The organism is Burkholderia sp. MSMB1459WGS, assembly GCF_001534535.1.
Taxonomy (GTDB): domain Bacteria; phylum Pseudomonadota; class Gammaproteobacteria; order Burkholderiales; family Burkholderiaceae; genus Burkholderia.
Genome location: NZ_LPMU01000005.1, coordinates 90,893 through 114,857 on the forward strand (window position 1 = coordinate 90,893; position 23,965 = coordinate 114,857).

The following is a 23,965-nucleotide window of genomic DNA, read 5'->3' on the forward strand; positions in this document are numbered from 1 at the left end:
TCACGTAGCCAGCTTCGTTGGGCCTGAAGCGGCGACGCTTTAGCGGATTACCAGGACCGGGCAGCGCGTGTCGCGCCAGCCGGCTTCGCCCCGCAAGTTGTCAGTTAACTCGGCGAAGCCCGTATTATAGCGGCTTTCCTGAATTGTCACAGAGCGCCGCCCGTGCTGCATCTTCCGCTGTCTTACCACCCTGTTCGCAACGTGCCGGCCAGCCGGCCCTACGGAGCTTCCGCATGCTAGGCCGCCTCGGCACGCACCTCGCCATCGGCTTGCTGAAGCTGCTCGCCCTGCTGCCGTACGGCCTGACCGCACGGTTCGGCGACGGCCTCGGCTGGCTGCTGTATCAGATCCCCAGCCGGCGAAAGCGCATCGTACATACGAATCTGAAACTCTGCTTCCCCGACTGGAGCGACGAGCGGCGCGAGGACGTGGCGGGCCGGCATTTCCGCCATGCGATCCGCAGCTACGTCGAGCGCAGCGTGCAGTGGTTCGGCTCGGAGAAAAAGCTCGCGAAACTGATCCAGGTCGACAGCGCGGTCGATCTCACCGATCCCGACCTGCCGCCGACGCTGTTCCTCGGCCTGCACTTCGTCGGCATCGAAGCCGGTTCGATCTGGCTCAACCGGTCGCTGCAGCGCCGCTGCGGATCGCTGTACCAGCCGTTCTCGAACGCGGTGCTCGAGGAAGAGGCGAAGAAGGCGCGCGGGCGCTTCGACGCCGAGATGGTCGGCCGCGCGGACAGCGCGCGCGTCGTGCTGCGCTGGCTGCGCGACCGCAAGCCGGTGATGCTCGGCGCCGACATGGACTACGGGCTGCGCAATTCGACGTTCGTGCCGTTCTTCGGCGTGCCGGCGTGCACGCTGACGGCCGTCGGCCGGCTCGCGAAGACGGGCCGCGCGCAAGTCGTGCCGTTCATCGGCGAGGTGCTGCCGAACTACAAGGGCTATCGTCTGAAGGTATTCAAGCCGTGGGATCACTACCCGACCGGCGACGACGATCTCGACGCGCGGCGGATGAACGAATTCCTCGAGGAACAGATTCCGCTGATGCCCGAGCAGTATTACTGGGTGCACAAGCGCTTCAAGACGCGCCCGCCCGGCGAGCCGAGCCTCTACTGAGCAGCATCGGCCTGCGGGCGCACGGTCACGCGCGCGTCCGCACTCTGGTTACCTTCGGCACGCCTTTCGCGCGTGCCTGCCACAGATTGTAGGCGGATTGCTGCGCGAGCCACAGATCCGCACGGCCGCCATTCTCCTCGCCGAGCCATGCCTCGAGGCGCAGCGCCATTTCCGGCGAGATTCCTGCATGGCCGTGCAGGATGCGCGACAGCGCCGCGCGCGTGACGCCAAGTTGCGCGGCAGCCTCGGTGACAGTCAGGCCCAGCGCCGGTAGCACGTCCTCGCGCAGCGCTTCGCCCGGATGCGGTGGATTGAAGATGCGAGTCATGGCTTGAATCACCTCGATGGTAGTGCTGGTAATCGACCAGGACGGCATCGGCTCCGTCGAAGCTGAACGTCAAACGCCAGTTGCTGCTCACGCTCGCCGCGTAATGGCCGTCCAGCCCTCGGGCCAGGCCGTGAAAGCGCCAGCCCGGCACGTTCATGTCGAGCGGCCGGCTCGCAGCGTCGAGACGTGCGAGCTGGCGCCGTAACCTCGGGGCATGGCCGGGCCGGATGCCCGCCTTGTTCCCGCTCGTGAAAAACACTTCCAGCCCCTTGTGCTGCCACGACTTGATCATGGATCTCCCACATTCGAGTCGCGATGCCGACAGCATGGCCCATGCGTATAGCCACACTATACGAATCGCTCGATTGCGCTCTCAATTTGACCTGTACGAAAGTGCGCGTCCCGCCCGTCCGCTGTTTTCGCCGAGCCTTGCGCCCGCCGCGACAGGTTCGCCACACCGCATCAATTTGCTCACCCGCCTCACATGCGACCAGTCGACCGATCGGCAGATACCGCTCCCTGCCCGCCTTCGCCCGCGGTACAAACCGGTCGCCCACGCAGGACGCCCCTGTCGGCTGCATGTATCATTTGCGGTTGAGATCAGCACGACGAACGAGGCCGCCCCGGCGCGGCCACCGGCCGGCCGTGCCGACCGCCTTGTTCGCCATGGAATTCCGGACCCAGTGAAACTCTCGTTCACCAAGATGCACGGCGCGGGCAACGACTTCGTCGTGCTCGACGGCTATTCGCGCGCGCTGCCGCCGCTCACCGATGCGCAGGTGCGCGCGCTCGCCAACCGCCACTTCGGCATCGGCGCCGATCAGTTGCTGCTGGTCGAGAAACCGACCGTCGACGGCGCGGATTTCAAGTACCGGATCTTCAATTGCGACGGCGGCGAGGTCGAGCACTGCGGCAACGGCGCGCGCTGTTTCGTGAAGTTCGTCAGCGACCGCGGCCTGACCGACAAGCGCAGCGTGCGCGTGCAGGTCATGAAGGGCCTGATCACGCTGACGATGCAGGACAACGGCGAAGTCGTCGTCGACATGGGTGCGCCCGTGTTCGCGCCGGCGCAGGTGCCGTTCGATGCATCGGGCCTCGACGGCCGGACCGACGGCAACGACACGCTGTGGCCGCTCGACGTCGGCGGCGCGACGCGCTGGATCTCGACGGTGTCGATGGGCAACCCGCACGCGGTGCAGGTCGTCGACGACGCCGAAGCGTATCCCGTGCTGGAAGAAGGCCCGCTGATCGAGCGCCATGCGCGCTTCCCGCAGCGCGTGAACGCCGGTTTCATGCAGATCGTGTCGCGCCGCGAAGTGAAGCTGCGCGTGTACGAACGCGGCGCGGGCGAGACGCTCGCGTGCGGCACCGGCGCGTGCGCGGCGGTCGCGGCCGGCATCCGGCGCGGCCTGCTCGATTCGCCCGTGACCGTGCACACGCACGGCGGCACGCTCACGATCGGCTGGGACGGCGCGCGCGACGAAGCCGCCGCGCTGACGATGGCCGGCCCCGCCGCGACCGTGTTCGAAGGCGAGATCGACCTGATCGCCTGACCCTGCAACGTCCTTGATAACTGAACGCTCCAGCCACATGAACGATCGCGAAGTCGCCGACTACCTGCTCGCCAATCCCGAATTCTTCGCGCAGCACGCCGAGCTGCTCGCGACGATCCGTCTCGCGAACCCGCACGGCAAGGCCGCGATCTCGCTGCAGGAGCGGCAGATGGAGATGCTGCGCGACAAGAACAAGCACCTCGAACGCCGGCTCGCCGAGCTCGTGCGCTACGGGCACGAGAACGACAGCCTGTCCGCGAAGTTCAGCCGCTGGACCGCGCGCGTGATCGCGGAGCGCGATCCGTACGCGCTGCCGCGCACGATCGCCGACGGCATCGCCGACGTGTTCGACGTGCCGCAAACGGCGCTGCGCGTGTGGGATGTGGCCGACACCTACGCGCAAGCCGACTTCGCACGCCAGGTCGGCGAGGAAGTGCGCCTGTTCACGAACGGCCTGTCGACGCCGTACTGCGGCGCGAACACGGGCTTCGAGGCCGCCCAGTGGCTCGCGCCCGCGCTCGCCGCCCCGGCCGCGAGCGCGGCGGAAGGCGCCGAGGCCGCGCCGGCCGGCGACGGCTCGGCCGCGTCGGTCGCGCTGCTCGCGCTGCGTGCGCCGCTCGCCGGCAACGACGCGCCCGCGTTCGGCCTGCTGGTGCTCGGTTCGCCCGATCCGCGCCGCTTCCACGACGGGATGGCCACCGACTTCCTCGCGCAGATCGCGACGCTCGCGAGCGCCGCGCTCACGCGCCTGCTGCCGCACTGATTCGCCGCACGCGATGACCGACGATCCGATCGCCGCCTACCTGTCGAACCTGCAGCACGTCAGGCAGCTGTCGGAACACACGCTGCGCGGGTACGCGCACGAACTCGACGAACTGAAGAAGCTCGCGGCCGGCCGGCCGCTCGAAGCATTGACAGCCGCCGACATGCGCGGCGCGGTCGTGCGCGCGCACGCGGCCGGGCTGTCCGCGCGCTCGATCTCGCACCGGCTTTCCGCATGGCGTGCGTTCTATCGCTGGTTCGCGCAGCGCATCGAGATGCCCGCGAATCCCGTGGCCGGGGTACGCGCGCCCAAACGCGAGAAATCGCTGCCCAAAGCGCTGTCGGTCGACGATGCGGTCGCACTCATGGATACGCCGCTGCCCGAAACGACCGAAGGCATCCGCGACCACGCGATCCTCGAGCTGTTCTATTCGTCGGGGCTGCGCCTCGCCGAACTGGTCGGGCTCGACGTCGGGTACGCGCAGGCCGACGGCTACCGCTCGGCCGGCTGGCTCGATCTCGCCGAAGCCGAAGTCACCGTGCGCGGCAAGGGCAACAAGGAGCGCAAGGTGCCGGTCGGCCGCAAGGCGATCGACGCGCTGAACGCGTGGCTCGCGGTGCGCGGCGAATTCGTGAAGCACGATCCGCATCCGCTGTTCCTGTCGGTGCGCGGCAACCGGATGTCGCCGGGCGTCGTGCGCGAACGTGTGAAGCGCGCGGCGCTCGCCGCCGGCATCCCCGCCAACGTCCACCCGCACGTGCTGCGCCACTCGTTCGCGACGCACGTGCTGCAGTCGAGCGGCGACCTGCGCGCGGTGCAGGAACTGCTGGGCCACGCGAGCGTCGCCGCGACGCAGGTCTATACGTCGCTCGACTTCCAGCATCTCGCGAAGATTTACGACAGCGCGCATCCGCGCGCGAAGAAGCGCGACTGACGCGCGCCCCGTGTTACCCGCCGCGCGCGGCGGCCGGCATCGGCCGGCGTCGCGCCCGGCCCATTTCGATCTCATCATGCAAACCGTCACCCTCAAGCCGTCCAAGGAAAAATCGCTGCTGCGCCGCCATCCGTGGATCTACGCCAATGCGATCGACCGCGTCGACGGCAAGCCCGCGCCCGGCGCGACCGTGCTCGTGCGCGCGCACGACGGCCGCTTTCTCGCGCGCGGTGCGTACAGCCCGCAGTCGCAGATCCGCGTGCGGGTGTGGAGCTTCGACGAGAGCGAGCCGATCGATCACGCGTTCTTCAAGCGCCGCGTGCAGCGCGCGGTTGCGCACCGCACGACGATGGTGTCGGGCACGGGCGCGGTACGGCTCGTGTTCGGCGAGGCCGACGGGCTGCCGGGGCTGATCGTCGACTACTACATCGCGGACACGGCCGAGCCGGGCGCCGCGCCGCGCGGCCAGCTCGTGTGTCAGTTCATGGCGGCCGGCGTCGAAGCGTGGAAGGACGCGATCGTCGCGGCGCTCGTCGGCGCGACCGGCTGCCCGAACGTGTACGAGCGCTCGGACGTGTCGATCCGCGACAAGGAAGGGCTCGAGCAGACGACCGGCGTGCTGGCCGGCGACGCGCCGCCCGCGACGCTGATCGCGAACGAAAACGGCGTGCGCTATCACGTCGACGTGCCGAACGGCCACAAGACGGGCTTCTACGTCGACCAGCGCGACAACCGCGCGCTCGTCGCGCAGTACGCGGCCGGCCGCGACGTGCTGAACTGCTTCTGCTACACCGGCGGCTTCTCGCTCGCGGCGCTCAAGGGCGGCGCGAAACGCGTCGTGTCGATCGACTCGTCGGGCGACGCGCTCGCGCTCGCGCAGCAGAACGTCGTGGCCAACGGCTTCGACGCCGAACGCGCGACCTGGCTCGACGCCGATGCGTTCAAGACGCTGCGCCGCCTCGTCGACGAAGGCGAGCGTTTCGACCTGATCGTGCTCGATCCGCCGAAGTTCGCGCCGACCCGCGACAGCGTCGATCGCGCGGCGCGCGCGTACAAGGACATCAACCTGAGCGGCTTCAGGCTGCTGCGCCCGGGCGGCCTGCTGTTCACGTACTCGTGCTCGGGCGCGATCGACATGGACCTGTTCCAGAAGATCGTCGCGGGCGCGGCCGCCGACGCGAAGGTCGACGCGCGCATCCTGAAGCGGCTCGGCGCGGGCGTCGACCATCCGTTGCTCGCCGCGTTCCCAGAGGGCGAATATCTGAAGGGCCTGCTGTTGCAAATCGTCTGATCGCCCCGATCTAGCGCGGACAACCGCGCCCACCCGCCGTTGGCGGCACAGTGCTTTCGCCTGTCGTCCGGACGACGGGGGGGGGCTTGACAGGTATGTTTCAATGGATGGTTGTGCGCCCCGGCTCGCAGCGCGAGGGCGCGACGCACATCCTGGTTTTGACCCCGATTCACGAACCACAGGCGACCGACATGGCCACTCCCGTCACCATCCTTACCGGCTTCCTCGGCAGCGGCAAGACGACGCTGCTCAAGCGCATCCTGAACGAACAGCACGGCATGAAGATCGCCGTGATCGAGAACGAGTTCGGCGAAGAGAACATCGACAACGAAATCCTCGTGCAGGATTCGAACGAGCAGATCATCCAGATGAGCAACGGCTGCATCTGCTGCACGATCCGCGGCGACCTTGCCCGCGCGCTCGGCGATCTGGCCGCGAAAAAGCGCGAAGGCAAGCTCGACTTCGACCGCATCGTGATCGAGACGACCGGCCTCGCGAACCCGGGCCCCGTCGCGCAGACGTTCTTCATCGACAGCGAAATCGCCGACGATTTCCTGCTCGATGCCGTCATCACGCTGGTCGACGCGAAACACGCGAACGCGCAGCTCGACGAACACGAAGTGGTGCAGCGCCAGGTCGGTTTCGCCGACCGCCTGTTCATCACGAAGTCGGACCTGGTCGACGACCAGACCGTCGCCGGCCTCAAGCACCGCCTGATGCACATGAACCCGAAGGCCGCGATCAAGATCGTCAATTTCGGCGAAGCGGACATCAAGGAAATCTTCGACCTGCGCGGCTTCAACCTGAACGCGAAGCTCGAGATCGATCCCGATTTCCTCGCCGAGGACGATCACGCGCACGCCCACCACGATCACGACCATGATCACGATCACGCCGGTTGCGACCACGATCACGGCCAATGCGCGCACGATCACGGCCACGGCCATGGCCATGGCCACCACGATCACCACCACGCGCACCATGACGACAAGATCAAGTCGTTCGTGTACCGCAACGACCGCCCGTTCGACCCGAACAAGCTGGAAGACTTCCTCGGCGGCATCCTGCAGATCTACGGCGAGCGGATGCTGCGCTACAAGGGCGTGCTGTACATGAAGGGCGTCGACCGCAAGGTCGTGTTCCAGGGCGTGCACCAGATGATGGGCAGCGATCTCGCGGCCAAGTGGCTGCCGGCCGAGAAGAAGACCAACAAGATGGTGTTCATCGGCGTCGACCTGCCGCAGGACCTGATCACCGACGGCCTCGACGCCTGCCTCGCCTGACCCGCGTGGGCGCCTGCCGCCCCCGCTGCCCGGCCGCCTTCGCAGGCGGCCGCGGCAGTCGCGCGGCGCCTTTTCCGGGCAGGGTTTCGTCGTCATCGCTTTTTCGCGATTTGCGCGTTATATTTTCTAGATATTGGCGTGGCCGACGGGGATCGACCCGATACGGCGCCCGCTTGCGATTCAGTTACAATACGTGCCCGCTGGAGTACGGCAACAAACAGGCCCGGTTCTTGCTGAACCAGTTATCCGGGCATCGCAACCGCGCCGGATCGCCCATCCGCCTCCCGGCCGCGGCCGATGCGATCTGCCGCGCAGCACACCGGTTCGCAGCGCGCGCAAATCAGCGCCAGGCCTATCCTGGGTATTTGAGAACCGGTTTCCAGAGGCTTTCGGCCCCGCGGCGGCAAATCGCAAATGATTGCAAGCGCGGTTGCGGGTAATCCCAAAGTGCAGGCACTATCTCTTGATTTGCCGCACATTGAAGAAGCAAGCAGATGACGAAGAAACTCTTGACCGAAGCCGAAATCCTGAAGATGAGCGACAAGGATTACATGAATGAGGATCAGCTCGCCTTCTTCAAAAATCGGCTCGAACAGTTGCAGGCGGACATCCTCAAGAATGCAGGCCAGACGACCGAAAACCTGCGCGAGACGGTGATCGTCCCCGATCCCGCCGACCGCGCGACGATCGAGGAGGAGCACGCGCTCGAGCTGCGTACGCGCGATCGCGAACGCAAGCTCCTCAAGAAGGTTCAGCAGTCGCTCGCCCGCATCGATTCCGGCGATTACGGCTGGTGTGAGGAAACCGGCGAGCCGATCGGCATTCCGCGCCTGCTCGCGCGTCCGACCGCCACGCTGTCGCTCGAGGCGCAGGAGCGCCGCGAGTTGCGCCAGAAGCTGTTCGGCGACTGATCGAGCGGCATTCCGCTCAGACACGCTGCTTCCCGGAAGCGCGCGGCCTGCCGCGCGCTTTTTGTTTTTCCGGTGCCGGCTCCCGGCCGCCGGCCGATTTGCCTCCCCCTCTTGATATCCCGGCGCCCGCCCTAAAATGAAACGAATGTGCGCCGGGCCGCTTCCCGGCGCACCGCGGATTCACGCGGCGGCCCCTCGCGCCGCCCGACTCTTCCCCGTTTTTCTCAAGGAACGCAGATGGAGCAATTTCACGGCACGACCATCGTTTCGGTCCGGCGCGGCGACAAGGTCGCGCTCGGCGGCGACGGCCAGGTAACCCTCGGCAACATCGTCATGAAGGGTGGCGCGCGGAAAGTGCGGCGGATCTACAACAACCAGGTTCTGGTCGGATTCGCGGGCGGCACCGCCGATGCGTTCTCGCTGCTCGACCGCTTCGAGGCGAAGCTCGAGAAGCACCAGGGCAATCTCACCCGCGCGGCCGTCGAGCTCGCGAAGGACTGGCGCACCGACCGGATGCTGCGCCGCCTCGAGGCGATGCTGATCACGGCCGATGCGACCACCACGCTCGTGATCACCGGCAACGGCGACGTGCTCGACCCGGAAGGCGGGATTTGCGCGATCGGCTCGGGCGGCGCGTACGCGCAGGCGGCGGCCCGCGCGCTCGCCGAGAACACCCAGCTGTCGCCGCGCGAGATCGTCGAGAAATCGCTCGAGATCGCCGGCGACATGTGCATCTACACGAACCACAACCGCATCATCGAAACGATCGAGTAAGGACCGCACCATGAGCACCATGACCCCTGCCGAGATCGTCTCGGAACTCGACAAGCACATCATCGGCCAGGCGAAGGCGAAGAAGGCCGTCGCCGTCGCGCTGCGCAACCGCTGGCGCCGCCAGCAGGTCGCCGACCCGCTGCGCCAGGAAATCACCCCGAAGAACATCCTGATGATCGGGCCGACGGGCGTCGGCAAGACCGAAATCGCGCGCCGCCTCGCAAAGCTCGCCGATGCGCCGTTCATCAAGATCGAAGCGACCAAGTTCACCGAAGTCGGCTACGTCGGCCGCGACGTCGACAGCATCGTGCGCGACCTGATCGAGATCTCGGTCAAGCAGACGCGCGAATCCGAAATGCGCAAGGTGCGCAGCAAGGCGACCGACCAGGCCGAAGACCGCATCCTCGACATCCTGCTGCCGCAACCGCGCGCGGTGGGCTTCGGCGGCAATGCCGAGCACGCGAACGACGACAACAACGCGACGCGCCAGACCTTCCGCAAGCGCCTGCGCGAAGGCCAGCTCGACGACAAGGAAGTCGAGCTCGACCTCGAGCAGCCGACCGTCGGCATGGACATCATGGCGCCGCCGGGGATGGAAGAGATGACCGAGCAGATCCGCTCGATGTTCTCGAACCTCGGCAGCGGCAAGAAGCAGCGCCGCAAGGTGAAGATCAAGGAAGCGCTGAAGCTGCTGACCGACGAGGAAGCGGCGAAGATGCTGAACGAAGAGGAAGTGAAGACGAAGGCCGTGCAGAACGTCGAGCAGAACGGCATCGTGTTCCTCGACGAGATCGACAAGATCACGTCGCGCAACAACGAAGGCAGCGGCGGCGAAGTGTCGCGCCAGGGCGTGCAGCGCGACCTGCTGCCGCTCGTCGAGGGCACGACGGTCAACACGAAGTACGGGATGGTGAAGACCGATCACATCCTGTTCATCGCGAGCGGCGCCTTCCACCTCGCGAAGCCGAGCGACCTGATTCCCGAACTGCAGGGGCGCTTCCCGATCCGCGTCGAGCTCGATTCGCTGTCGGTCGAAGACTTCGAGGCGATCCTCGATGCGACCGACGCGAGCCTCGTCAAGCAGTACCAGGCGCTGCTCGCCACCGAGGACGTGCAGCTCGAATTCGCCGACGACGGTATCCGGCGCCTCGCCGAGATCGCGTTCGCGGTCAACGAGAAAACCGAGAACATCGGCGCGCGCCGGCTGTACACGGTGATCGAGAAGCTGCTCGAGGAAGTGTCGTTCTCGGCCGGCAACCACGCCGGCGAGCGCGTGACGATCGACGCGCAGTATGTCGACCGCGCGCTCGGCGAAGTGTCGCAGGACGAAGACCTGTCGCGCTACGTGCTGTAACGCGCGCGGCGGTGAAAGCGAAACGGGCGGCCCGCGGGCCGCCCGTTTTCGTTGGCGCGCCGGTTCGATTTGGGGGCGACGGGCAACCGTGCGGCGGCAGCCGCGCACGGCCTGCCCGCCTCCGGCAGCGCGCCCGCCGCGCCGCTTACTGCCGAACCGGCTTCTTCGCGAGCTTGCGCTGCAGCGTGCGGCGGTGCATGTTCAGCGCCCGCGCGGTCGCCGAAATGTTGTTGTTGTTCTCGGCCAGCACGCGCTGGATGTGCTCCCATTCGAGCCGGTCGACCGACAGCACGACCGGATTCTCGAGCGCCTCGTCGGCCTGCACTTCGGTCGCGTTGGTCTGCAGCGCGGCCAGGATCGACTCGACGTTCGCCGGCTTCGCGAGGTAGTTGTCGGCACCCTCCTTCACGGCCTGCACGGCGGTCGCGATGCTCGCGTAGCCGGTCAGCACCAGGATCCGCGCATCGGGCTGCAGGTCGCACAACGGCGCGATCAGGCTCAGCCCCGAATCCTCGCCGAGATGCAGGTCGACGGTGATGAACTGGAACTTGCCGCCCGCGGCGAGCCGAAGCGCCGCCTCCTTGTCGTGCGCCTGCTGGACCGCGTAACCGCGGCGCTCGAGGCCGCGCGCGAGCGTGCCCGCGAACACCTCGTTGTCGTCGATCACCAGGAAATTGTTCTCGCTCATGGGGTTTCTCCGTCTACGTGTTGGTTGAGGCAGCCGGCATCGCGACACGCGCGACCGGCAGGCGCAGCACGGCCCGCGTGCCGCGCCCGGCCGCGGCGCCGGCCGGTCGGCCGTCCGGCGTGCCGGCTGGCCGTTCGGCCGCACGGGCACCCGTGCGTTGTCCCGATGCGGCCGCCGCGTGGCCGTTCGCCGCACCTGCGGCCCGCCCGTTGCCGCCGGTCGCACGCGGCGCGACATCGGACAGTTCGATCTCGCCGCCCAACCGCGCGGCCGCACTGAACGCGAGATACAGGCCGACGCCGTGCCCGCCCTGCGTGCTGTCGACCGGCATCGCGCCGAGCGATTCGCGCAGCGCGGCCGGAATGCCGGGCCCGTCGTCGCATACCTCGAATTCGATTTCGTCGGTCGCACGGTCGTGCGCGACCTTTGCGGCGAGCGTCACGCGCTGTGGGCTCGCGCGCGCGGCGTTGTCGAGCAGGATCGTCAGGATCTGGCCAGCCGCGACCGTATCGTCGAGCGCGACGCCCGACGGGCGCGCGCCGAGCAGCTCGAACTGCACGTGCGGATGCCGCAGGCGCCAGTGCTCGACGAACGTGTCGAGCCAGTCGTCCACCGGTTGGCGGCTCGCCGGCGCGCTCGCGCGGCTGCGCAGGCGCGCGAGCGCCGACGTGCAGAGCGTCATCTGTTCCTCGAGCACCTTCAGGTCGGCCTCGTAGCGCGCCAGCCCCGGATCGGCGCGCGCCGCGTCGCGCAACTCCTCGGCGAGCATCGCGATCGTCGACAGCGGCGTGCCCATTTCGTGCGCGACGGTGGCGGCCTGCACGCCGAGCGCGACGGCCCGCTCGTCGCGCAGCAGGTGCTGCTGCGCCTCGCCGAGCGCCGCGTCGCGCTGGCGCAGCGCATTCGACATGCGCGCGACGAACCACGCGATCAGCCCGACGCTGACCATGAAGTTCGCCCACATGCCGGTCCGGTAGTAATCGAACAGGTTCGCCGGGTTGTCCATGTTGAGCGGCACCGAATCGAAGCCGAGCGCCGCGTAGCACGCGACCGCGAACGCCGCGAGCCAGATCATCAGGTGCCACGGCAGCACGGCTGCCGCGATCGCGAGCGACGGCAGGTACAGCGACACGAACGGGTTGGTCGTGCCGCCCGACAGGAACAGCAGCGCGGACAGCGCGCCGAGGTCGACCCACAGCTGGCCGAGCAGCTCGAAATTGGTCTCGGGCCGCGCGCGCAGCACGCGCACCCAGGTCAGCGCGTTGAAAACGATTTCGAGCGCGATGACCATCAGCATCGCCGGCAACGGCAAATGCACGCCGAAATAGGTCTGCACGACGCCGATCGTCACGAGCTGGCCGATGATCGCGAGATTGCGCAGCCAGAACAGGTGACTGAGGTTGACGCGCCCGGTGGTGGTGATTCGTTGCATCCGGGCAGTTTACCCGTTTAGCGCCCGGCGCCTCCAGCGGGGCCGGATCCGCGCGTGCGAACGGGCGAGGCGAGTGCGCCGCGAGCCGCGTCAACCGGCCGCGCCGGCCATGCGCTGCGCGATTTCGTCGGCCAGGCACTCGGGGCATCGGCACCGCGCACCGGCCGCGGGCGGCGTGCCGTCGGGCAGCAGCGGCATCGACGCGCACCAGCAGTCGAACGGCTGCGTGTGCGCGCCGCAGTCGAAGCCGCGCCCGCAGTGCGGGCAGCGCGCACGGCGCGGGACGGAACGGGCGTCGGCGGCGGAATCGGTCATGGCGCAATCGCGAAAGCGGGCGGGACATCGCCCCACGCGACAAGCATAGCGCGGCGGCTGAATTTTGCACGCCGGCCGCCCGGCCGCGGTCGGCCGCCAACGCACGCGCGCCCGCCCGCCGGCGCCACCCGCGCGACGGCGCCCCGAATCGTGCCGCGCCATAGCCGGCGGGCCGCCGCGTGCGATGCCGCGCCGCGCCGCCGGCGTTCCGGCCGGCCCAAAAACCCGATGCTGCGCTGCGCCACTCCTGTACAATTCGCCCTGTTTCAACCGTTCCCAGCCAGAGCCGCCGCCATGTCCGAGCCCATCGACCTCTCGCAGATCGCCCCCACGCTGAAAGCAGAAATCCTCGCGGAGGCGCTGCCGTACATCCGTCGCTACCACGGCAAGACCGTGGTCATCAAATACGGCGGCAACGCGATGACGGAAGAGCGGCTCAAGCAGGGCTTCGCGCGCGACGTGATCCTGCTGAAGCTGGTCGGCATCAACCCGGTGATCGTCCACGGCGGCGGTCCGCAGATCGATCACGCGCTGAAGAAGATCGGCAAGGCCGGCACCTTCATCCAGGGCATGCGCGTGACCGACGAAGAGACGATGGAAGTCGTCGAATGGGTGCTCGGCGGCGAAGTGCAGCAGGACATCGTGATGCTGATCAACCACTTCGGCGGCCACGCGGTGGGGCTGACGGGCAAGGACGGCGGCCTGATCCACGCGCGCAAGCTGCTGATGCCGGACCGCGACAACCCGGGCCAGTACATCGACATCGGCCAGGTCGGCGAAGTCGAGGCGATCAACCCGGCCGTCGTGAAGGCGCTGCAGGACGATGCGTTCATCCCGGTGATCTCGCCGATCGGCCTCGGTCAGGACGGCCTCTCGTACAACATCAACGCAGACCTCGTCGCCGGCAAGCTCGCGACCGTGCTGAACGCCGAGAAGCTGCTGATGATGACCAACATCCCGGGCGTGATGGACAAGGACGGCAACCTGCTGACCGATCTGTCCGCACGCGAGATCGACGCCCTGTTCGAGGACGGCACGATTTCGGGCGGCATGCTGCCGAAGATCTCGTCGGCGCTCGACGCCGCGAAGAGCGGCGTGAAGTCGGTGCACATCGTCGACGGCCGGATCGAGCATTCGGTGCTGCTGGAGATCCTGACCGAGCAGCCGTTCGGCACGATGATCCGCTCGCATTGAGCGCGCGCCGCCCGCCTGCCGGCCCCGCTCTGCCGGCCCCGCTGCGGCGCCGGCGCATCTCTCGCAGCCGGCCGCGCGCCGGCGCACCCGTCTGGCTGTTCGATCTCGACAACACGCTGCACCATGCGTCGCACGCGATCTTTCCCGAGATCAACCGTGCGATGACGCAATACATCGTCGACGCGCTGCAGGTCGGGCGCGCTGAAGCCGACCGCCTGCGCAACGGCTACACCGAGCGCTACGGCGCCGCGCTGCTCGGCCTGACCCGCCATCACCCGATCGACCCACACGACTTCCTGCGCGTGGTCCACACGTTTTCCGACCTGCCCGCGATGGTGCGCGCCGAGCGCGGCCTCGCGCGCATCGTCGCCGCGCTGCCGGGTCGTAAGCTGGTGCTAACCAACGCGCCGGAGAACTACGCGCGCGCGGTGCTGCGCGAGCTGCGCATCGAGCGGCTGTTCGAGCGCGTGATCGCGATCGAGCACATGCGCGACCGACGTGCGTGGCGCGCGAAACCCGACCATGCGATGCTGCGCCGGATACTGCGCGCCGCGCATGCGCGCGCGGCCGACGCGATCCTGGTCGAAGATACCCGCAGCCATCTGAAGCACTACAAGCGTCTCGGCATCGGCACGGTATGGATCACGGGGCACCTGCCCGGCCATCTGCCGGCAACCGGACGCCCTCATTATGTCGACCAGCGCATTCGTTCGTTAAAATCGCTGCGACTGGGCACACGATCGGGGCGACAAAAATGCAGCCGACTTACCCGCAGGACCAAGCCGTAACGGAAAGCCACGCCACACCGTCCCGCCCGCGCCCGAAGCCGGGCGAGCGCCGCGTCATGATCCTGCAGACGCTCGCGACCATGCTCGAGGCCCCGAAACCCGAGAAAATCACCACGGCCGCGCTCGCGGCCCGGCTCGACGTGTCGGAAGCCGCGCTGTACCGGCATTTCGCGAGCAAGGCGAAGATGTACGAAGGGCTGATCGAGTTCATCGAGCAGGCACTGTTCGGGCTCGTCAACCAGATCGTCGCGAAGGAGCCGAACGGCGTGTTGCAGGCGCGCACGATCGCGCTGACGATGCTCAATTTCGCCACAAAGAACCCCGGGATGACGCGCGTGCTGACCGGCGAGGCGCTGATCGGCGAGGACGAGCGCCTGACCGAACGCGTGAACCAGTTGCTCGACCGCATCGAGGCGACCGTCAAGCAATGCCTGCGGGTCGCACGCACGGAAGCGAATGCACCGCAGGACGGCGCGACACCGTTCGTGCTGCCGGCCGACTACGATCCCGCTGCCCGCGCGAATCTGCTCGTCAGTTACGTGATCGGCCGGTGGCACCGTTTCGCGAAGGGCGGATTCCAGAAACCGCCGAGCGAACAGGCCGATGCGCATCTCCGGCTGATCCTGCAATGAGCGGCGCATGACGGCGCGCTCTGCCACGCGCCAAAATCCGCGCTTCACAATTTCCGCTATACTTTGCCGACTTGCCGCCCCGTGGCGGCAGGTCGGAAGCGCGCCGATTTGCTGACTCGATTGCGGGCGCGCGAACCGGCCGGGGCCTTGATGCGTCGTGCGTCGTTCCCCGGCGGTTCACTACAAATGCGGCTAAAGAGGTCGTCAGCCGCGCATCTCCGACTCCGCGCCTCGCCGACACCGTTTAGCCGCCCAGTCATAAGGCGGAACGAATGGAATCGATCGGCATCGTCGCTCCACAGACCATGCATTTCGCCGAACCGCTGCGCTTGCAAAGCGGCAGCGCGCTCGGCAACTATCAACTCGTCGTCGAAACGTACGGCGAGCTCAACGCCGCGCGCTCGAACGCGGTGCTCGTCTGTCACGCGCTGAACGCGTCGCATCACGTCGCCGGCGTCTACGCGGACGATCCGCGCAGCACCGGCTGGTGGGACAACATGGTCGGCCCCGGCAAACCGCTCGACACCAACCGCTTCTTCGTGATCGGCGTGAACAACCTCGGCTCGTGCTTTGGCTCGACCGGCCCGATGAGCATCGATCCGTCGACCGGCAAGCCGTACGGCGCGCGCTTCCCGGTCGTCACCGTCGAGGACTGGGTGCACGCGCAGGCGCGTGTCGCCGATGCGTTCGGCATCGAGCGCTTCGCCGCGGTGATGGGCGGCAGCCTCGGCGGGATGCAGGCGCTCGCATGGAGCCTGATGTATCCGGAGCGCGTCGCGCACTGCATCGACATCGCGTCGACGCCGAAGCTGTCCGCGCAGAACATCGCGTTCAACGAAGTCGCGCGCTCGGCGATCCTGTCCGATCCCGATTTCCACGGCGGCGACTACTACGCGCACGACGTGAAGCCGAAGCGCGGCCTGCGCGTCGCGCGGATGATCGGTCACATCACCTACCTGTCGGACGACGACATGGCCGAGAAATTCGGCCGCGCGCTGCGCCGTGCGGACGGCGCGCTCGACGCGTACAACTTCAGCTTCGACGTCGAATTCGAGGTCGAGTCGTACCTGCGCTACCAGGGCGACAAGTTCGCCGACTACTTCGACGCGAACACCTATCTGCTGATCACGCGCGCGCTCGATTACTTCGACCCGGCGAAGGCGTTCGACGGCAACCTGACGGCCGCGCTCGCGCACACGCAGGCGAAATACCTGATCGCGAGCTTCTCGACCGACTGGCGCTTCGCGCCGGCGCGCTCGCGCGAGATCGTGAAGGCGCTGCTCGACAACAAGCGCACGGTCAGCTATGCGGAAATCGACGCGCCGCACGGCCACGACGCGTTCCTGCTCGACGACGCGCGCTATCACAACCTGATCCGTGCGTATTACGAACGAATCGCCATCGAGGTGGGAGCATGAACCAGCAAGCGCTGAATTCCCTGTCCGCGCGCGCGGACTTCCGCACGATCGCCCGCTGGGTCGAGCCGCGCTCGACCGTGCTCGACCTCGGCTGCGGCGACGGCTCGCTGCTCGCGTTGCTGATGGAAGAGCTGGACGTCACCGGCTACGGGATCGAGCTGAACGACGCGGGCGTGCTCGCGAGCGCGAAGAACGGCATCAACGTGATCCAGCAGAACCTCGAGGACGGCCTGCGCCTGTTCGAGGATCACAGCTTCGACATCGCGATCCTGTCGCAGACGCTGCAGACGATCCACCAGACGGCCGCGATCCTGCGCGAAACGGCGCGCGTCGGCCGCGAGTGCATCGTGTCGTTCCCGAACTTCGGCTACTGGTCGCACCGGCTGTCGGTGCTGCAGGGCCGCATGCCGGTGTCGAAATCGCTGCCGTACCAGTGGCACAACACGCCGAACGTGCGCGTGCTGACGATCAAGGATTTCGAGGCGCTCGCGCCCGAGGTCGGCGTCACGATCCTCGACCGCGTCGTGCTGCACGAAGGCCAGCCGATTCGATGGGGAGCGAACTGGCGTGGTAGTCTTGCTGTCTATCGCGTCAAGCGCAGCTGAGCCGAGGAGCCGTTGACGGAAGATCCGGCCGGCCCGCGTGCGCGGCCGCCCCTCCTGTGCCGTCCGCGCCGCCTGCGCTGCCGCCGCCATCAGTCAACGCTACCCAGTTCCATTCCATGTCGAAAACGCCACACGAGGCGCCCGCACTCACCGCTCACGAGGATCACCCCGGCTGGCGCGCCTATCTGAACACGCACATGCTGATCTGCGTGTTCCTGGGCTTCACGTCGGGGCTGCCCCTTTTCACGCTCGTCTACCTCGTGCAGGCATGGCTGCGCTCCGAGGGCGTGAACCTGAAGGAAATCGGCCTGTTCGCGCTGATCCAGTTCCCGTATACGTGGAAGTTCCTGTGGGCGCCGCTGATGGACCGCTACGTCCCGCACCTGCCGGGCTGGCGGCCGGGCCGCCGGCGCGGCTGGCTGCTGCTCACGCAGCTGCTGGTCGCGGGCGCGATCGCCGCGCTCGGCTTCGTGTCGCCGCGCGACTCGATCTGGACGGTCGCCGCGCTCACGACGCTCGTCGCGTTCTTCGGCGCGAGTGCCGACATCGTGATCGACGCGTATCGCCGCGAGCTGCTGCGCGACACCGAGCAGGGGCTCGGCAACGCGGTGCACGTGAACGCGTACAAGCTCGCCGCGCTGATCCCCGGCTCGCTGGCGCTGATCCTGTCGGACCACCTGCCGTGGGACGCCGTCTTCGCGATCACCGGCGCGTTCATGCTGCCGGGCATCCTGATGACGCTCGTCGTGCGCGAGCCGGAAGTGGCCGGCGCCCCGCCGCGCAACCTGCGCGACGCGATCGTGCTGCCGTTCCGCGAATTCATCCAGCGCGACGGCTGGGCCGGCGCGCTGCTCGTCATCGCGTTCATCTTCCTGTTCAAGATCGGCGACACGATGGCCACCACGCTGTCGACGTCGTTCTTCCTCGACATCGGCTTCACGCGCACCGAGATCGGCATCGTCGCGAAAACCACCGCGCTGGTCGCGAGCGTCGCCGGCGGCATCATCGGCGGCATCTGGCTCGTGAAGATCGGCATCGGCCGCGGGCTGTGGATCTTCGGCGCACTGCAGATGGTGTCGACACTCGGCTTCGCGTGGCTCGCGCAGTTGGGCCCCGGCTCGCCGGTGCTCGCGGTGCTGTACGACTTCACCGTATCGACGAGCCATGCGATCGCGGCCGCGCTGTCGGTGTTCGGCATCGCCGTCGCGCCGCAATTCAGCCCGATGACGGTCGCGCTCGCGCTCGTCTACGGCTTCGAAACCTTCACGACCGGCCTGACGATGGCCGCGTTCGTCGCGTACATCGCGAGCACGACCGACCCGCGCTATACGGCCACGCAGTTCGCGCTGTTCACCAGCCTCGCGTCGGTGCCGCGCACGCTCGCGTCGGCCGCGAGCGGCTTCGTCGTCGCGAAGATCGGCTGGTACGACTACTTCATCGTGTGTACCGCGCTTGCGATTCCCGGCATGTTGCTGCTGTTCAGGATCGCGCCGTGGAACGGTACCGCACGCAACGGCGAGGCCAGCCGTGCGCGGTAACCGCCTGCATCGTCTCGCCCACGTGGCGGCTTCGCTGAGCGTCGGCGCCGCGGCACTCGCCGCGCACGCGACCGACACCGGCGCGACGGCAGCGGGCTCCGCACCGGCCGCGGCGCAGGCGGCGCCTCCCGGCCCTGCCACGTCCGCCGCGCCCGTCCCGCCGTCCGCCGCGGAAGGCGCGCAGCCGACTGGCGCCACGGCGCCGGCGAAGGCCTATACGCCGACGCCGCAGCAGGTCCGCTACGGCAACGCGATCGCGTTCCGCACGCTGATCCCGTCGCCGCTGCTCGAGCAGCTCACCGCGAACGAATACGCGCAGATCGTGCAGACGGCCGCCGACAGCAATCGCCTGCTGCCCGCGAACCAGCCGCGCGTGAAGCGGCTGCGCGCGATCGTCGCGAAGCTCGCGCCGTATTCGGTGAAGTGGAACGACCGCGTGAAAAGCTGGGCGTGGGACGTCAACGCGATCCGCTCGCGCGACATCCGCCTGACCTGCCTGCCGGGCGGCAAGGTGCTCGTGTACGGCGGCATGCTCGAGCGCGTGCGCCTGAACGACGACGAGCTCGGCGTGCTGCTCGCGCACGGCATCGCGCATGCGCTGCGCGAACACGCGCGCAGCAATTTCAGCATGACCTCGCAGACGTCGCTGCGCGCGGCCGCGCTGCCGCCGCTGTTCGGCGTCGGCGATCCGCTGCCGCAGGCGCTGAACTTCGGCGAGCGCCTGCAGTCGCTCCACTACGATCCGACCGACGAGACCGAGGCCGACGTGATCGGCGGCGACATCGCCGCACGCGCTGGCTTCGATCCGCGCGCGGCGATCACGCTGTGGGACAAGCTCGCGGTCGCGACGCGCGCGAACAAGGCGTCGGGCTTCATCTACACGCACCCGTACAGCAGCGCGCGCCGCCAGGATCTGCTGAACCGGCTGCCGGACCTGATGCCGCTGTACGCGAAAGCGACCGGCAAACGCGTCGAATCGCTGCCCGACTACGCGGGCATCAGCGCACAGCGGCGCAAGATCGTGCGGCGCTGAGCCGCCGAGCGAAACGGCGGACGCTACGCGTCCACGTCGGCCATCGCCGGGCGCACCCCGCTGTCGCGCATCCAGCGCACTTCGTCGCCGGGGCTGCGGCCGAACAGCCGCTTGAACTCGCGGCTGAACTGTGACGCGCTCGCATAGCCGACCCGCGCGGCGGCCGCGCCCGCACCGACACCGTCCTGCACCATCATCAGCCGCGCCTGGTGCAGCCGCGCGGCCTTCACGTACTGCATCGGCGACGTCGCCGTCACGTGCTTGAACTGCGCGTGAAACACCGCGACGCTCATCCCGGCTTCGCGCGCGAGCGTCTCGACATCGAGATCGGCCTTCAGGTCCGCATGGATGCGGCGCAGCGCCTTCGCGACGCGGCCGAAATGATGCTGCTGGACGAGCGCCGCACGAATCGCGTCGCCCTGCGCGCCGGTCAGCACGCGGTACGCGATCTCGCGCATGATCGCGGGCCCGAGCACGCGCGTGTCGTGCGGCGACGCGAGTGTTTCGAGCAGGCGCACCACCGCGTCGGCGAGCGGCGCATCGAGCGGCGTCGAATAGACGCCGTGCGGCTCGCTAACAGCGGCACCGAGCGTCTCGTCGAGCAGGATCGCGAGCTCGGCGATCACCGCGAGATCAACGCGGATCGAGATCGCGAGAAACGGCTCGTCCATGGTCGCGAAGGTTTCGCATTCGAACGGCAACGGTACCGACAGCACCAGATACTGCTGCGCGTCGTAGACGAACGAGCGATCGCCGAGATAACCGAGCTTGCGGCCCTGGCACACGACGACGATGCTCGGTTCGTACAGCACCGGCATGCGCGGCACCGGACGGCTCACGCGAATGAAGCGCACGCCGTCGAGCGCCGCCAGCGTATCGCCTTCATTCGGCGCGAGACGTGAATGCAGCTCGATCATGCGGCGCCGCACACGGTCGCCCGAGTCGTCGAAAAGGGGCTGGAAGCTCATCGGCTTGGTCCTGTCCGGCAAGAGAATCTGGCTCGCAATGTAGCACCGCTAACGCATTTTGACGGCTGTTCGCTGGCAATTCGAGAGGAATAGGCAAATCTTCCAGACCTTCGGGTATTTCACCGCGGCGGTGCGCTCCTTACGATAGGCACCTGTCTCGCCGCATCGCCACACGATGCGACGGCAGTCTGTTTCGCCGGATCTTTTCCGGACAAGGAGCCCACCGCATGAGCACAACCTATGCCTACGCGGCGACGGATTCGCAGTCGCCGCTCGCCCCGTTCGAATTCCAGCGTCGCGCGCTGCGCGACCTCGACGTCCAGATCGACGTCCTCTACTGCGGCGTCTGCCACTCGGATCTTCATCAGGCCCGCAACGAATGGCGCAACACGATCTATCCGGTCGTGCCGGGCCATGAAATCGTCGGCCGCGTGACCGCGACCGGCCCGCAGGTGTCGCGTTTCAAGGTCGGCGAACTGGTCGGCGTCGGCTGCCTCGTCGATTCGTGCCGCACGTGCGCGAGCTGCGCGGAAGGTCTCGAACAGTATTGCGAGAACGGCTTCGTCGGCACCTACAACGGCCAGGATCGCGTGACCGGCGACATCACGTACGGCGGCTATTCGACGCAGCTCGTCGTCGACGAGGCGTTCGTGCTGCGCGTGCCGGACACGCTCGACCCGGCCGGCGCCGCGCCGCTGCTGTGCGCGGGGATCACGACCTACTCGCCGTTGCGGCAGTGGAACGTCGGCCCCGGCAAGAAAGTCGGGATCGTCGGTCTCGGCGGCCTCGGCCACATGGGCGTGAAGCTGGCGCGCGCGATGGGCGCGCACGTCGTGCTGTTCACGACGTCGCCGTCGAAGATCGAGGACGGCAAGCGGCTCGGCGCGCACGAAGTGGTGATCTCGAAGGACGAAGCGCAGATGAACGCGCACCTGAACAGCTTCGACTTCATCCTGAACACGGTCGCCGCGCAGCACGATCTGAATCCGTTCCTGCACCTGCTGAAGCGCGACGGCACGATGACGCTGGTCGGTGCGCCGGAGCATGACCACCCGTCGCCGCAGGTGTTCAACCTGATCTTCAAGCGGCGCCGCCTCGCGGGCTCGCTGATCGGCGGCATCGCGGAAACGCAGGAAATGCTCGACTTCTGCGCGGAGCACGGGATCACGTCCGATATCGAGACGATTCCGATGCAGCAGATCAACGCGGCCTACGAGCGGATGCTGAAGAGCGACGTGAAGTACCGGTTCGTGATCGACATGGCGTCGCTCAAGCAGTAAGCGTCGCCCCATGCGAAACGGGCCGCCTGTCGGAACAGGCGGCCCGTCTTTCATCCGGCGACCGGGATCACTCGCCCGGCGGCTGCGCGCGCGGCGCAGCGCCGGCCATCACTTCTTGTAGTCGTAGTCGACCGTCAGCGGCGCATGATCGCTGAACTTGATGTCCTTGAAGATCGACGTGCTTTTCGCGGTACCGGCCACACCCGGGGTCGCGATCTGGTAATCGATCCGCCACCCGACGTTCTTCGCGTACGCCTGGCCGCGGTTGCTCCACCACGTGTACTGCTCGGGACGCGGGTCGAGCGTGCGAAACACGTCGACGTAGCCGACATCGTCGAACAGCTTCGTGAGCCATTCGCGCTCTTCCGGCAAGCAGCCCGAGTTCTTCTGGTTGCTCTTCCAGTTCTTGATGTCGATTTCCTTGTGGACGATGTTCACGTCGCCGCACAGGATCACCTCGCGCTTCTTCTTCAGCGCGGCGAGATGCGGCATGAATTCGGCCATGAAGCGGTACTTCGCCTGCTGGCGCTCTTCGCCGCTCGATCCGGACGGCACGTACACCGACACGATCGACAGCTTGCCGTAGCGCGCCTCGACGTAGCGCCCTTCGGCATCGAATTCGCTGCTGCCGAAACCGATGATCACGTCATCGGGCTCGCGGCGGCTGTACACGCCCGCGCCGCTGTAACCCTTCTTCTCGGCGTGGTGGAAATAGCTCTTGAAGCCGTGCGGCTCGACGAATTCGGCCGGCAGGTCGTCGGCCGATACCTTGATTTCCTGCACGCACACGCAATCGGCGTTCTGCTCGCCGAGCCAGTCGAAGAAGCCCTTCTTCGCGGCGGAGCGGATGCCGTTCAGGTTGGCGGTAATCACTCGCATCATGTCGGGTTCCGTTCAGTTCGATGTTTTTACAGAGTGGCAGCTTAACGGATCTTCACGCCTTCGAGCTCGGGCTTCGGCGGCGGGAATTCCAGCTTCATGTCGGTCATCGTGCGCAGCAGCAGCTCGGCGATCATCACGTTGCGGTGCGTCTTCGAATTCGCGGGGATCACGTACCACGGCGCGTGCTCGGCCGACGTCGCGGCGAGCGCGTCGCGGTACGCGGACTGGTAAGCGTCCCAGTGCTTGCGCGCGTCGAGATCGGAGATGTCGAATTTCCAGTGCTTGGTCGGATCGTCGATGCGCGCCTGCAACCGCGCGCGCTGCTCGTCCTTCGAGATGTGCAGGAAGCACTTGACGATGGTCGTGCCGTTCTCGAACAGCATCGTCTCGAAATCGCGGATCTGCCGGTAGCGGCGCTCGCACTCCTTGTCGCCGATCGTGCCGAGCACGCGCGGCACCAGGACGTCTTCGTAGTGGCTGCGGTTGAAGATCGCGAGTTCGCCCGCCGCCGGCACCTGCGCATGCACGCGCCACAGGAAGTCGTGCGCGGCCTCGATCGGCGTCGGCGCCTTGAACGGCACGATGCGCAGGCCGAGCGGATCGACCTCGCGAAACACCGCGCGCACGGTGCCGTCCTTGCCGCTCGTGTCCATCCCCTGCAGCACGAGCAGCACGCGCTTCTTCTGCTGCGTGTGCAGGCGCTCCTGCTGGACGTCGAGCTCGGTCGACACGACCGACAGCCGTTCGCGATCGGCCTCCTTAGAACCGGACGAAAACGGCTTCGCGGCCGGGTCGAACGCGTCGAGCTTGAATGCGGCGGCTTCCTTCTCGCGCGTGCTGTAGGGCACGCGAAAATCGTCGAGCGACGGTTGTTTCGCCATTC

The 23,965-nt window shown here is 67.4% G+C and carries 24 protein-coding genes and 1 pseudogene; 17 read left to right on the forward strand and 8 right to left on the reverse strand.

All coding sequences use genetic code 11. The features are described from left to right. Window positions 1–233 precede the first annotated feature (233 nt). On the forward strand, window positions 234–1,118 hold the full coding sequence (gene lpxL / locus WT97_RS02075; RefSeq protein ID WP_059791056.1) for a lauroyl acyltransferase LpxL: 885 nt from the start codon (window positions 234–236) through the stop codon (window positions 1,116–1,118). Window positions 1,119–1,143: 25 nt separating this feature from the next. Here lpxL and WT97_RS02080 read toward each other — a convergent pair whose 3' ends face one another. After that, a complete protein-coding gene (locus tag WT97_RS02080; RefSeq protein ID WP_059791058.1) occupies window positions 1,144–1,446 on the reverse strand; it encodes a HigA family addiction module antitoxin in 303 nt (100 codons plus the stop codon). A 16-nt stretch (window positions 1,447–1,462) separates the two neighbouring features. Further along, window positions 1,463–1,738: pseudogene (locus WT97_RS32000) on the reverse strand (type II toxin-antitoxin system RelE/ParE family toxin); the annotation flags it as partial. A gap of 391 nt (window positions 1,739–2,129) precedes the next feature. On the opposite strand from WT97_RS32000, the gene dapF reads away from it, so the two are divergent. From dapF to hslU, 8 genes are all read left to right on the forward strand, one after another. Next, on the forward strand, window positions 2,130–2,999 hold the full coding sequence (dapF, locus tag WT97_RS02085; protein ID WP_060032314.1) for a diaminopimelate epimerase: 870 nt from the start codon (window positions 2,130–2,132) through the stop codon (window positions 2,997–2,999). 37 nt (window positions 3,000–3,036) lie between these two features. Beyond that, window positions 3,037–3,762 carry a DUF484 family protein gene (locus WT97_RS02090; protein WP_059500589.1) on the forward strand — a complete coding sequence of 242 codons (726 nt, stop codon included), beginning with the start codon at window positions 3,037–3,039 and terminating at the stop codon, window positions 3,760–3,762. Between the two features lie 13 nt (window positions 3,763–3,775). Next, a complete protein-coding gene (xerC, locus tag WT97_RS02095; RefSeq protein WP_059500588.1) occupies window positions 3,776–4,696 on the forward strand; it encodes a tyrosine recombinase XerC in 921 nt (306 codons plus the stop codon). 76 nt (window positions 4,697–4,772) lie between these two features. Further along, on the forward strand, window positions 4,773–5,987 hold the full coding sequence (locus tag WT97_RS02100) for a class I SAM-dependent rRNA methyltransferase (protein WP_059500587.1): 1,215 nt from the start codon (window positions 4,773–4,775) through the stop codon (window positions 5,985–5,987). 191 nt (window positions 5,988–6,178) lie between these two features. After that, window positions 6,179–7,270 carry a GTP-binding protein gene (locus WT97_RS02105; protein WP_059791062.1) on the forward strand — a complete coding sequence of 364 codons (1,092 nt, stop codon included), beginning with the start codon at window positions 6,179–6,181 and terminating at the stop codon, window positions 7,268–7,270. A gap of 494 nt (window positions 7,271–7,764) precedes the next feature. After that, window positions 7,765–8,181, forward strand: coding sequence for an RNA polymerase-binding protein DksA (gene dksA / locus WT97_RS02110; protein WP_006477498.1), 417 nt, complete (start codon window positions 7,765–7,767; stop codon window positions 8,179–8,181). Window positions 8,182–8,418: 237 nt separating this feature from the next. Further along, window positions 8,419–8,955: an ATP-dependent protease subunit HslV gene (hslV, locus tag WT97_RS02115; protein WP_059791064.1), complete on the forward strand. Its 537-nt coding sequence runs from the start codon at window positions 8,419–8,421 to the stop codon at window positions 8,953–8,955. Between the two features lie 10 nt (window positions 8,956–8,965). Beyond that, the gene (gene hslU / locus WT97_RS02120) at window positions 8,966–10,309 is read left to right on the forward strand and encodes an ATP-dependent protease ATPase subunit HslU (RefSeq protein ID WP_059500585.1); all 1,344 of its coding nucleotides are present in this window, start codon (window positions 8,966–8,968) and stop codon (window positions 10,307–10,309) included. Between the two features lie 145 nt (window positions 10,310–10,454). Here hslU and WT97_RS02125 read toward each other — a convergent pair whose 3' ends face one another. The 3 genes from WT97_RS02125 to WT97_RS02135 form a co-directional block, all read right to left on the reverse strand. After that, window positions 10,455–10,997: a response regulator transcription factor gene (locus WT97_RS02125; RefSeq protein WP_021156278.1), complete on the reverse strand. Its 543-nt coding sequence runs from the start codon at window positions 10,995–10,997 to the stop codon at window positions 10,455–10,457. 13 nt (window positions 10,998–11,010) lie between these two features. After that, window positions 11,011–12,429 (reverse strand): ATP-binding protein, encoded by a 1,419-nt coding sequence (locus tag WT97_RS02130; RefSeq protein ID WP_059791065.1) that lies wholly within the window; start codon window positions 12,427–12,429, stop codon window positions 11,011–11,013. A gap of 90 nt (window positions 12,430–12,519) precedes the next feature. Then, on the reverse strand, window positions 12,520–12,744 hold the full coding sequence (locus tag WT97_RS02135; protein WP_059791067.1) for a cysteine-rich CWC family protein: 225 nt from the start codon (window positions 12,742–12,744) through the stop codon (window positions 12,520–12,522). A gap of 294 nt (window positions 12,745–13,038) precedes the next feature. On the opposite strand from WT97_RS02135, the gene argB reads away from it, so the two are divergent. The 7 genes from argB (at window position 13,039) to WT97_RS02170 (ending at window position 19,952) form a co-directional block, all read left to right on the forward strand. Then, entirely contained in the window at window positions 13,039–13,938 is a 900-nt protein-coding gene (argB, locus tag WT97_RS02140) for an acetylglutamate kinase (protein ID WP_027785735.1), read from the forward strand. Continuing rightward, complete coding sequence (locus WT97_RS02145) at window positions 13,935–14,726, forward strand: pyrimidine 5'-nucleotidase (protein ID WP_059791069.1); 792 nt, start codon at window positions 13,935–13,937, stop codon at window positions 14,724–14,726. Before argB ends, WT97_RS02145 begins: the two co-directional genes overlap by 4 nt. After that, window positions 14,693–15,358 (forward strand): nucleoid occlusion factor SlmA, encoded by a 666-nt coding sequence (slmA, locus tag WT97_RS02150; RefSeq protein WP_059791071.1) that lies wholly within the window; start codon window positions 14,693–14,695, stop codon window positions 15,356–15,358. Before WT97_RS02145 ends, slmA begins: the two co-directional genes overlap by 34 nt. 272 nt (window positions 15,359–15,630) lie before the next feature. Then, window positions 15,631–16,776, forward strand: coding sequence for a homoserine O-acetyltransferase (locus tag WT97_RS02155; protein ID WP_059501407.1), 1,146 nt, complete (start codon window positions 15,631–15,633; stop codon window positions 16,774–16,776). Then, window positions 16,773–17,381, forward strand: a complete 609-nt coding sequence (metW, locus tag WT97_RS02160) for a methionine biosynthesis protein MetW (RefSeq protein WP_034208677.1) — start codon at window positions 16,773–16,775, stop codon at window positions 17,379–17,381. Before WT97_RS02155 ends, metW begins: the two co-directional genes overlap by 4 nt. Before the next feature lie 116 nt (window positions 17,382–17,497). After that, entirely contained in the window at window positions 17,498–18,919 is a 1,422-nt protein-coding gene (locus tag WT97_RS02165; protein ID WP_059501409.1) for an AmpG family muropeptide MFS transporter, read from the forward strand. Continuing rightward, complete coding sequence (locus tag WT97_RS02170) at window positions 18,909–19,952, forward strand: M48 family metallopeptidase (protein WP_059791074.1); 1,044 nt, start codon at window positions 18,909–18,911, stop codon at window positions 19,950–19,952. The genes WT97_RS02165 and WT97_RS02170 overlap by 11 nt, the downstream gene beginning before the upstream one ends. A gap of 23 nt (window positions 19,953–19,975) precedes the next feature. On the opposite strand, the gene WT97_RS02175 is transcribed toward WT97_RS02170, so the two are convergent. Continuing rightward, entirely contained in the window at window positions 19,976–20,920 is a 945-nt protein-coding gene (locus WT97_RS02175) for an AraC family transcriptional regulator (RefSeq protein ID WP_034208785.1), read from the reverse strand. 227 nt (window positions 20,921–21,147) lie between these two features. Here WT97_RS02175 and WT97_RS02180 point away from each other — a divergent pair, with 227 nt between their 5' ends. After that, window positions 21,148–22,200, forward strand: a complete 1,053-nt coding sequence (locus WT97_RS02180) for an NAD(P)-dependent alcohol dehydrogenase (RefSeq protein ID WP_059501413.1) — start codon at window positions 21,148–21,150, stop codon at window positions 22,198–22,200. Window positions 22,201–22,308: 108 nt separating this feature from the next. Here WT97_RS02180 and WT97_RS02185 read toward each other — a convergent pair whose 3' ends face one another. Together WT97_RS02185 and WT97_RS02190 are read right to left on the reverse strand one after the other, a co-directional pair. Next, window positions 22,309–23,082 (reverse strand): exodeoxyribonuclease III, encoded by a 774-nt coding sequence (locus WT97_RS02185; protein WP_059791076.1) that lies wholly within the window; start codon window positions 23,080–23,082, stop codon window positions 22,309–22,311. A 41-nt stretch (window positions 23,083–23,123) separates the two neighbouring features. Then, window positions 23,124–23,963 carry a polyphosphate kinase 2 family protein gene (locus WT97_RS02190; RefSeq protein WP_059501417.1) on the reverse strand — a complete coding sequence of 280 codons (840 nt, stop codon included), beginning with the start codon at window positions 23,961–23,963 and terminating at the stop codon, window positions 23,124–23,126. Window positions 23,964–23,965: the final 2 nt, after the last annotated feature.

What these genes read in the sequence shown, in the direction of transcription:
- lpxL (WP_059791056.1), top strand. Translation starts at nt 234, where the DNA reads ATGCTAGGCCGCCTCGGCACGCACCTCGCCATCGGCTTGCTGAAGCTG.
- WT97_RS02080 (WP_059791058.1), bottom strand. Translation starts at nt 1,446, where the DNA reads ATGACTCGCATCTTCAATCCACCGCATCCGGGCGAAGCGCTGCGCGAG.
- WT97_RS02090 (WP_059500589.1), top strand. Translation starts at nt 3,037, where the DNA reads ATGAACGATCGCGAAGTCGCCGACTACCTGCTCGCCAATCCCGAATTC.
- xerC (WP_059500588.1), top strand. Translation starts at nt 3,776, where the DNA reads ATGACCGACGATCCGATCGCCGCCTACCTGTCGAACCTGCAGCACGTC.
- WT97_RS02100 (WP_059500587.1), top strand. Translation starts at nt 4,773, where the DNA reads ATGCAAACCGTCACCCTCAAGCCGTCCAAGGAAAAATCGCTGCTGCGC.
- WT97_RS02105 (WP_059791062.1), top strand. Translation starts at nt 6,179, where the DNA reads ATGGCCACTCCCGTCACCATCCTTACCGGCTTCCTCGGCAGCGGCAAG.
- dksA (WP_006477498.1), top strand. Translation starts at nt 7,765, where the DNA reads ATGACGAAGAAACTCTTGACCGAAGCCGAAATCCTGAAGATGAGCGAC.
- hslV (WP_059791064.1), top strand. Translation starts at nt 8,419, where the DNA reads ATGGAGCAATTTCACGGCACGACCATCGTTTCGGTCCGGCGCGGCGAC.
- hslU (WP_059500585.1), top strand. Translation starts at nt 8,966, where the DNA reads ATGAGCACCATGACCCCTGCCGAGATCGTCTCGGAACTCGACAAGCAC.
- WT97_RS02125 (WP_021156278.1), bottom strand. Translation starts at nt 10,997, where the DNA reads ATGAGCGAGAACAATTTCCTGGTGATCGACGACAACGAGGTGTTCGCG.
- WT97_RS02130 (WP_059791065.1), bottom strand. Translation starts at nt 12,429, where the DNA reads ATGCAACGAATCACCACCACCGGGCGCGTCAACCTCAGTCACCTGTTC.
- WT97_RS02135 (WP_059791067.1), bottom strand. Translation starts at nt 12,744, where the DNA reads ATGACCGATTCCGCCGCCGACGCCCGTTCCGTCCCGCGCCGTGCGCGC.
- argB (WP_027785735.1), top strand. Translation starts at nt 13,039, where the DNA reads ATGTCCGAGCCCATCGACCTCTCGCAGATCGCCCCCACGCTGAAAGCA.
- slmA (WP_059791071.1), top strand. Translation starts at nt 14,693, where the DNA reads ATGCAGCCGACTTACCCGCAGGACCAAGCCGTAACGGAAAGCCACGCC.
- WT97_RS02155 (WP_059501407.1), top strand. Translation starts at nt 15,631, where the DNA reads ATGGAATCGATCGGCATCGTCGCTCCACAGACCATGCATTTCGCCGAA.
- metW (WP_034208677.1), top strand. Translation starts at nt 16,773, where the DNA reads ATGAACCAGCAAGCGCTGAATTCCCTGTCCGCGCGCGCGGACTTCCGC.
- WT97_RS02165 (WP_059501409.1), top strand. Translation starts at nt 17,498, where the DNA reads ATGTCGAAAACGCCACACGAGGCGCCCGCACTCACCGCTCACGAGGAT.
- WT97_RS02175 (WP_034208785.1), bottom strand. Translation starts at nt 20,920, where the DNA reads ATGAGCTTCCAGCCCCTTTTCGACGACTCGGGCGACCGTGTGCGGCGC.
- WT97_RS02180 (WP_059501413.1), top strand. Translation starts at nt 21,148, where the DNA reads ATGAGCACAACCTATGCCTACGCGGCGACGGATTCGCAGTCGCCGCTC.
- WT97_RS02185 (WP_059791076.1), bottom strand. Translation starts at nt 23,082, where the DNA reads ATGATGCGAGTGATTACCGCCAACCTGAACGGCATCCGCTCCGCCGCG.
- WT97_RS02190 (WP_059501417.1), bottom strand. Translation starts at nt 23,963, where the DNA reads ATGGCGAAACAACCGTCGCTCGACGATTTTCGCGTGCCCTACAGCACG.